Annotated in this window: 1 protein-coding gene; it reads left to right on the forward strand. The window is 60.5% G+C overall.

Annotation, left to right across the window (positions count from 1 at the left end):
• A partial coding sequence (locus tag JTP94_RS02710; protein ID WP_204849034.1) for a mannose-1-phosphate guanylyltransferase/mannose-6-phosphate isomerase occupies positions 1-1,310 on the forward strand: 1,310 nt, incomplete at both ends.

Here is a 1,310-nt window from a genome sequence, read left to right on the forward strand (position 1 = left end):
CCGGTGATCATGGCAGGTGGCAAGGGCACGCGTCTGTGGCCGCTATCGCGCGCCTCCGCCCCGAAGCAATTCATCCAGTTCATCGGCGACAGGACACTGTTTCAGAACACGCTGGAACGTGTTTCGGATCCGGAGCTCTACGAGGCGCCGATCGTCCTCACCAACGAGGAGTTCCGCTTCCTCGTCGCCGAGCAGGCACGCGAGCTGGACCTTAAGCTGGCCGCCATGCTGCTGGAACCGGTCGCCCGCAATACGGCTGCCGCCGTCGTCGCTGCCGCCGCACTCATCACCGATCTTTTCGGCAAGGACGCGATCATGCACGTCCTCGGCTCCGACTATGAGATCGACGCCAACGCGACCTATTACGATTGCGTGCGTCTGGCTCGCGATACGGCAATCCAGGGCAAGCTCGTCACCTTCGGCATCACGCCGACCGAGCCCGCGACCGGTTACGGCTACATCGAAAGCGGCAAGGCGCTGTCGACCGGTGCTCACGCCGTCAAGCGCTTCGTCGAGAAGCCGGCGCTGGAAAAAGCCGAGGAGATGGTTGCAAACGGCAGCTTCTACTGGAACTCGGGCATGTTCATGTTCTCGGCTGCCCAGCTTCTTGCCGAGATGAAGGAATATGCACCTGAGGTCGAGAAGGCCGCCAGCAAGGCCGTTTCCAAATCGACACGCGATCTCGATTTCACCCGCCTGGATGCAGATCACTTCTCCAAGAGCCCTGATATTTCCATCGACTACGCCTTGATGGAAAAGACGGCAAATGCAGCCGTCGTTCACTCTCCATTCACATGGTCCGATCTCGGAAGCTGGGACGCGGTCTGGAAAGTCGGCAAGCGCGACGAAAACGGCAATGTGGCCGCCGGCGCCACGACGCTGGTCAATACGAAGAATTCGCTCGTCATGTCGCATAGCCTCCATGTCGCCGTACAGGGGCTCGAGGATATCGCCGTTATCGCCGGCGAGGACGCCGTCTATGTCGGCCATCTCAAGGACAGCCAGGAAGTCGGCAAGCTCGTGAAGCTCTTGGCGAGCGAGAAGAAGACCGCCAAGCTCACCGAGACGCATCCGACATCCTATCGCCCCTGGGGCGGCTATACCTCGGTACTGAACGGCGAGCGCTTCCAGGTCAAGCGCATCTTCGTACTACCAGGCAAGAAGCTGTCGCTGCAGAAGCATCACCATCGCTCCGAGCACTGGGTCGTCGTCAAGGGCACGGCGGAAGTGACGGTCGGAGAGAACGTGCAGATGCTGCGCGAAAACGAATCGGTCTATATCCCGCTCGGCGAAGTGCACCGCCTTTCCAA

The sequence above is a fragment of the Martinezella lusitana genome (assembly GCF_016901135.1).
GTDB lineage: Bacteria > Pseudomonadota > Alphaproteobacteria > Rhizobiales > Rhizobiaceae > Rhizobium > Rhizobium lusitanum_D.